The 6449-nt window shown below is 50.5% G+C and carries 5 protein-coding genes; 3 read left to right on the forward strand and 2 right to left on the reverse strand.

Annotated elements, in window-relative coordinates; all coding sequences use genetic code 11:
* Positions 1-133 precede the first annotated feature (133 nt).
* Positions 134-895: a YciK family oxidoreductase gene (locus BIZ37_RS28955; protein WP_187464486.1), complete on the reverse strand. Its 762-nt coding sequence runs from the start codon at positions 893-895 to the stop codon at positions 134-136.
* A 155-nt stretch (positions 896-1050) separates the two neighbouring features.
* Here BIZ37_RS28955 and sohB point away from each other — a divergent pair, with 155 nt between their 5' ends.
* Both sohB and BIZ37_RS28965 read left to right on the forward strand, forming a co-directional pair.
* Positions 1051-2112: a protease SohB gene (gene sohB / locus BIZ37_RS28960; protein ID WP_187464488.1), complete on the forward strand. Its 1062-nt coding sequence runs from the start codon at positions 1051-1053 to the stop codon at positions 2110-2112.
* A gap of 26 nt (positions 2113-2138) precedes the next feature.
* A complete protein-coding gene (locus tag BIZ37_RS28965; RefSeq protein ID WP_187464487.1) occupies positions 2139-2570 on the forward strand; it encodes a DUF805 domain-containing protein in 432 nt (143 codons plus the stop codon).
* Positions 2571-2679: 109 nt separating this feature from the next.
* Here BIZ37_RS28965 and BIZ37_RS28970 read toward each other — a convergent pair whose 3' ends face one another.
* The gene (locus BIZ37_RS28970) at positions 2680-2928 is read right to left on the reverse strand and encodes a YciN family protein (protein ID WP_107299187.1); all 249 of its coding nucleotides are present in this window, start codon (positions 2926-2928) and stop codon (positions 2680-2682) included.
* Positions 2929-3625: 697 nt separating this feature from the next.
* Between BIZ37_RS28970 and topA the strand changes: the two genes are divergently transcribed.
* Positions 3626-6271, forward strand: a complete 2646-nt coding sequence (gene topA / locus BIZ37_RS28975; protein ID WP_107299188.1) for a type I DNA topoisomerase — start codon at positions 3626-3628, stop codon at positions 6269-6271.
* Positions 6272-6449: the final 178 nt, after the last annotated feature.

The raw sequence follows: 6449 nt of genomic DNA on the forward strand, positions 1-6449 counted from the left end.
GTAACCCGCTGAAGAACAAGCCAGCCAAGCCCCGTACCCGCAAATAGCGTGTACTGGCGAATAAGCCGGTTTGAAACCGAATAAAAAAAGCAGCCATTGGCTGCTTTTTTGTTATCTGTCGCAGGTAAATCGCTTAGCTAGCCGCTCCCGGCTTACGCTTTGGCTGGGCGTCAATGCACTGGCCGTTAACGTCTTTGCTTTCTGGGCCTATCAAGTAGAGGTACAACGGCATGATCTCTTCCGGGGTTTTCAGCAAGGATGGGTCTTCCGCAGGGAAGGCCTTGGCCCGCATACCGGTGCGTGTGCCGCCTGGGTTGATGGCATTGACGCGGACATTGGTATTGGCCATTTCGTCGGCCAGAATCTGCATCATGCCCTCGGTGGCAAACTTGGAGATTGAATAGGCCCCCCAGAATGAGCGGCCCTGATGGCCAACGGTTGAAGAGGTGAATACAATACGGCCGTCTTCAGCTTTTTTGACCAGTGGCATGATAGCTTGGGTTAGCAGGAACTGGGCTTTGACATTGACCTGCATGACATCGTCGTAGGTATCTTCGCCAAGTTGGTCGAACGGGCTCAGTATGCCCAGCAGTGAAGCGTTGTGCAGTACCCCATCCAAGCGGCCGAATTGGCCTTCAATAGTTTCTACCATATCCAGGTAGTTTTGCTTGGTCGCACCCATCATATCCATAGGGATAATCGCTGGCTGTGGGTAGCCCTGTGATTCTATCTCGTCGTAAACGGCTTCTAGCTTGGCAACCGTGCGTCCGAGCAAGATAACAGTTGCGCCGTGGGCGGCATAGCTGATGGCAGCCTGGCGGCCAATTCCATCACCCGCTCCGGTTACCAGGATAACTCTATCTTTCAGTGAGTTTTCAGTGATTTGATAATCCACTGTGTACTTCCTTATCGGTTTTTTCGTGTGCCCATTGTATACCCAAAATTTGCTCGCTTAAACGAGCATATTGACGCTGTTTGGCTATATTGCGATAGCGGTATGGGTGACAACTTGGTTACAATGGTTGAATGTCAAAAAATGAGGACTCGACATTGGATTTTTTGTTTGATTATGGATTGTTCCTAGCCAAGATTGCCACGGTGGTTGTTGCCTTCATCGCGATTCTGGTGGTGGCCAAAACAGTGAAAGGCCATCATGGTAGCCAGAAAGGCGAACTGGAAGTCACTGACCTGACTGAGCAGTACAAGCACACCGTGCATCAGCTTGAGTCTCACTTGTTTGATAAGCCGTTGCTCAAGGCGCGCGACAAAGCTGAAAAGAAAGCTGACAAGGAAAAGCACAAGGCGCGACAGAACGAAGTGAAAAAAGCAGCCAAAGAAGGCGACTTGTCCCACTCCCGTGAGCCACGCCTGTTCGTGCTGGACTTTCACGGCAGTATCGATGCCCGTGAAGTGGCCTCACTACGTGAAGAGGTGACGGCAATTCTTGCAGTGGCTATGGAAGGTGATGAAGTACTGCTTCGCCTTGAGACTGGCGGTGGTATGGTTCATGGCTACGGCCTAGCCTCTTCCCAACTTGACCGTTTAAAAGCGGCAGGGATCAAGCTGACGATCTCAGTGGATAAAGTGGCGGCCAGTGGCGGCTACATGATGGCCTGTGTTGCCGATAAAATTATCTCGGCGCCGTTTGCGGTTGTCGGCTCTATTGGCGTAATTGCCCAATTGCCAAACTTCAATAAAGTGTTGAAGAAAAACGATATTGAGTTTGAGCAAATCACAGCCGGTGAGTTTAAGCGCACCCTGACTATGTTCGGTGAAAACACCGACAAGGCACGTGAGAAATTCCAGAGCGAAATTGAAGAGACCCATGGCTTGTTCAAGGCTTTCGTCTCTGAGCACCGCCCTGAACTAGACCTTGCCAAAGTGGCAACCGGTGAGCATTGGTTCGGCAAGCAAGCGCTAGAGCTTGGATTGGTTGATGAAATTGGCACCAGTGACGATTACATCAGCTCATCTTGTAAGGACCGCGAAGTCCTTCAGGTACGTTATGTCCAGCGCAAGAAGCTAGCGGAAAAACTTGCCGGCGCGACTGGCGATGCGGCTGATAACCTGCTGCTGAAATGGATCAGCCGCGGGCAGCGTCCAATTGTCTAAACGTCCATTAGTATAGAGAGGTTACGATGGATCAAAAGTGGGCCTTGTTTTCGTTTCAAGGGCGAATGCGCCGTCGGGATTATTGGCTTTATAGCATTCCTGTGCTCTTGGTATCCTTGCCGGTGTTCTTGTATTCCACACCGGAAAATGCGGGTAACCCGCTGCTCAATATCTTGTCTATTGTGGTCCTCGTTTTTGTGTTTTGGGCTTCGGCAGCCCTGAACGTCAAACGCCTGCATGACCGCAATAAAAGTGCGTGGTGGATTATTCTGACTTTCTTACCGTTGATTGGTCCGATCTTCGTCATTGTTGAACTGGGGATTCTGGACGGTACACCAGGGCCGAACCAGTTCGGCGCAGACCCGAAAGGGCGTGGTGAGCCACCTTCAGCACCGGGACCTCGCCCAGATAACGAGTCCAAGGATAACGGCAAAGAGACAATGACTATCGATATGTAAGTATATCGACAGGGCTATAGGGTTATAGCCCTAAAATCATAGCCTTGTAAAAAGCCAGCCCCGCCAAAAGCGGGGCTGTTTTTATTCTGCATGACCCTATAAAGGAGGCTTATTTGCCAAGGGTGAACTTTGGCGATAGCTGGTGGGCCAGGTATTTGAACATGTTGAACACTGCCGTGGTCTTTTCAGTTGGCAGGCCTTTGTCATCAAGGAAGAACTCGCCTTTGAAAATCAGTACCCCACCACGCTCTTCTACGGAGGTGGCACGCATCCCGTCGATGTAGCCTTCATGATCTTGGATTTGCTGGTTGGCAATCATTAGCAGGTCATCAGTTGAAATGGTTTCTTTGGTGCTCATGGTATCTCTCTCATCTCACAGCAGGTTGCCGGTACGTTCTCCGGCAGAGGTGGCTTAGTGTATTTGAGTTGGTGTGCAATGACAAATTTTGCGCCAAACTGACCGTTGTCATTTTATTGGCGTTGTTGATTTTTATTGGGAACTGGTTATATCTTGAAAAAAGGCGCATTTCAGCAAGTCGGTTTTTTGTCATCCTAACTTGAAAATATCAGGGTACAAAGAATAGGCATTAACCCGTTGAATTGTCGAAAATCTGTGAGCGACGGCAAAAAATAGTGGTTTTTTATAGTCAAAGCGTTGCGGAGGTGGTAATGATTAGCGCCCATTGCGGGAGTTGTTTTCAGTTTTACGGATAAATGAGAGGAAAATCGCGCCGCAACTTGTCTTGTCGGCATACATTTTTCCTATGCATTTGGTTAACGTAACCAGCTGTTAACAAGTGGGGAAGGGACAACCAAACGGTCTCGTTTTGTTAAAAAGCAGTTGACCTTCTCCGATTGTAGCCCAATATGTAAATACCAATCACATTACGTAACTAGTTATCCGGAGCTGTCCTCAACCGGTTGGATTTCGCGATGTAAATAGTTACTTAATCAGTTTGGTGTACCAGCGTTGCCGTGCTAGTTCTAGTTTTTTAGCGTGCAACTAGTTGTTTTAATTTTAAGTTTTGTGAGCACGAGGACGTAATAGAATTATTATGGGTAAATCTCTCGTTATTGTGGAGTCCCCAGCCAAGGCGAAGACAATCAATAAGTACTTGGGTAAGGACTTCGTTGTTAAGTCAAGCGTCGGTCACGTTCGTGACTTGCCGACTGGTGCACGCAGCACCGGTAAAAAAGCGGCGGCTACTTCAACCAAGGGCTTGAGCGCAGAAGAGAAAGCGCGCATTAAAAAAGAAAAAGACCGCAAAGCGCTGATCAATAAGATGGGTGTCGACCCATACAATGATTGGGCTGCCCAATACGAAGTGCTGCCAGGTAAGGAAAAAGTCGTCAACGAACTACAGAAGCTGGCGGAAGATGCTGACTTTGTTTATCTCGCGACCGATTTGGACCGCGAAGGGGAGGCTATTGCGTGGCACCTTCGTGAGATCATCGGCGGCGATGATGAGCGTTACAAGCGAGTGGTTTTCAACGAGATCACCAAAAATGCTATCCAGCAGGCCTTCGAGCAGCCGGGTGAGCTGAACATGGATGGCGTGAATGCACAGCAGGCGCGCCGATTCCTCGACCGTGTGGTCGGCTTTATGGTTTCCCCTTTGTTGTGGAAGAAAGTCGCACGTGGTCTTTCTGCGGGCCGTGTACAGTCGGTCGCGGTAAAGCTGATTGTAGAACGCGAGCGCGAAATCAAGGCATTCGACCCAGAAGAGTACTGGGACATGCATGCCAATACCCAAACAGCAGGCAGTGATGCCCTGCGTTTGATGGTGGCACAGCAGGCTGGCAAAACCTTCCGCCCAGAAAACGAAGCGGATACTATGGCGGCCAAAGCCCTGTTGGAAAAAGCGGCTTTCCAGGTCAAAGATCGCGAAGACCGTCCAACCAGCAGTAAGCCTTCAGCACCTTACATCACCTCGACGCTCCAGCAGGCGGCAAGTACCCGCTTAGGCTATGGCGTTAAGCGCACCATGGGCTTGGCCCAGCGCTTGTATGAGGCAGGTTACATTACTTATATGCGTACCGACTCGACCAACCTGTCGAAGGAAGCGGTTGAAGCGGCGCGCGAATTTATTGCCAGCGAGTATGGCGATAACTACCTACCGTCTGCCCCGAATGTTTACGGTAGCAAGGGTAATGCCCAGGAAGCGCACGAAGCGATCCGTCCTTCCAGCGTTGATGTCAAACCGGAAAACCTCGAAGGCATGGAACAAGATGCGATCAAACTTTACGATTTGATCTGGCGTCAGTTTGTATCGTGTCAGATGGTGCCAGCGAAGTACGATTCGACCACGATTACTGTCGAAGCCGGTGACTTCACCCTGAAAGCGAAAGGCCGTACCCTTCGCTTTGCCGGTTGGACCAAAGTACAACGCCCATCGGGCAAGAATGAAGACACTACGCTACCTATGGTTCACGTGGGCGATACGCTCAAACTTGAATCGTTGGAGCCAAAACAGCACTTTACCAAGCCACCTGCACGCTTTACCGAAGCGGCACTGGTTAAAGAGCTGGAAAAACGCGGTATCGGTCGTCCTTCGACATACGCATCAATCATCTCGACCATTCAGGATCGTGGTTATGTGCGTGTCGACCAGCGCCGTTTCTATGCCGAGAAGATGGGTGAGATTGTTTCGGATCGTCTGGATGAAAGCTTTGCCGATCTGATGGACTATGACTTCACCGCCCGTATGGAAGGCAACCTCGATAAAATCGCCGAAGGCGATGCGAGCTGGAAATCGGTTCTGGACAAGTTCTTCAGTGACTTCACCTCTGAGCTAGAAAAAGCTGAGCTGGATGAAACTGAAGGCGGCATGAAGCCGAACAATATCGTACTGACCGACATTGAATGTCCGACCTGTGGCCGCCCAATGGGTATCCGCACCGCATCAACAGGGGTATTCCTGGGCTGCTCGGGCTATTCACTACCGCCGAAAGAGCGTTGTAAGACAACCATCAACCTGGGTGACGAGGACGGTATCGTCAATGTCTTGGAAGAAGATGTTGAAACAGCAGCCCTGCGTGCCAAGAAGCGTTGTCCGAAATGTAGCACGGCGATGGATGCCTACCTGATCGATGCCGAGCGTAAACTGCACGTTTGCGGTAATAACCCAAGTTGTGACGGCTACGTGGTCGAGAAAGGTGAATTCAAACTCAAAGGCTACGACGGCCCGGTTATCGAGTGTGATAAGTGTGGCTCGGATATGGAGCTCAAGAACGGTCGCTTCGGCAAGTACATGGGTTGTACCAACGAAAACTGTAAGAACACGCGCAAGATCTTGAAGAACGGTGAAATTGCACCACCGAAGGAAGACCCGGTTCACTTGCCAGAACTTCCTTGTTCCCAAGATCCAGATGCCTACTTCGTACTGCGTGACGGCGCTTCCGGCCTGTTTATGGCAGCGAGCACCTTCCCGAAATCGCGCGAGACCCGTGCCCCATTGGTGGAAGAGCTTGTTCGCTTCAAGGATCGCCTGTCGCCGAAGTTCATGTACCTGACAGAGGCGCCGACCGAAGATCCGGATGGCCGTCCTACAGTGGTTCGCTTTAGCCGTAAGACCAAAGAGAACTACGTTCGTTCGGAAATCGAAGGTAAGCCATCAGGCTGGACCGGGCTCTACATTGACGGTAAGTGGGAAATTACCGACAAGCGTAAAAAGCCGAAGAAAGAGAAAGCTGAGAAATAATAAGAAACCGCCGCAAGGCGGTTTTTTTTTGAGAGCAGGAAGAGCGGGGGCTAGGAAGAGATGGCCCTAGGTCCTCGGCATAGCAAAAGCAAAGAAAGAGCTTGACGTTATCTAGCCTTTTCAACAACCTGCAGCACCCAGCACCCAGCACCCAGCACCTTAAGCGATAGCGTATGCC

Origin of the sequence: Photobacterium sp. BZF1 (assembly GCF_014349205.1) — a bacterium.
GTDB lineage: Bacteria > Pseudomonadota > Gammaproteobacteria > Enterobacterales > Vibrionaceae > Photobacterium.

Bases quoted from the DNA above. Each gene is read 5' to 3' on its own strand.
- BIZ37_RS28965 (WP_187464487.1), top strand. From the start codon at position 2,139: ATGGATCAAAAGTGGGCCTTGTTTTCGTTTCAAGGGCGAATGCGCCGT.
- BIZ37_RS28970 (WP_107299187.1), bottom strand. From the start codon at position 2,928: ATGAGCACCAAAGAAACCATTTCAACTGATGACCTGCTAATGATTGCC.
- topA (WP_107299188.1), top strand. From the start codon at position 3,626: ATGGGTAAATCTCTCGTTATTGTGGAGTCCCCAGCCAAGGCGAAGACA.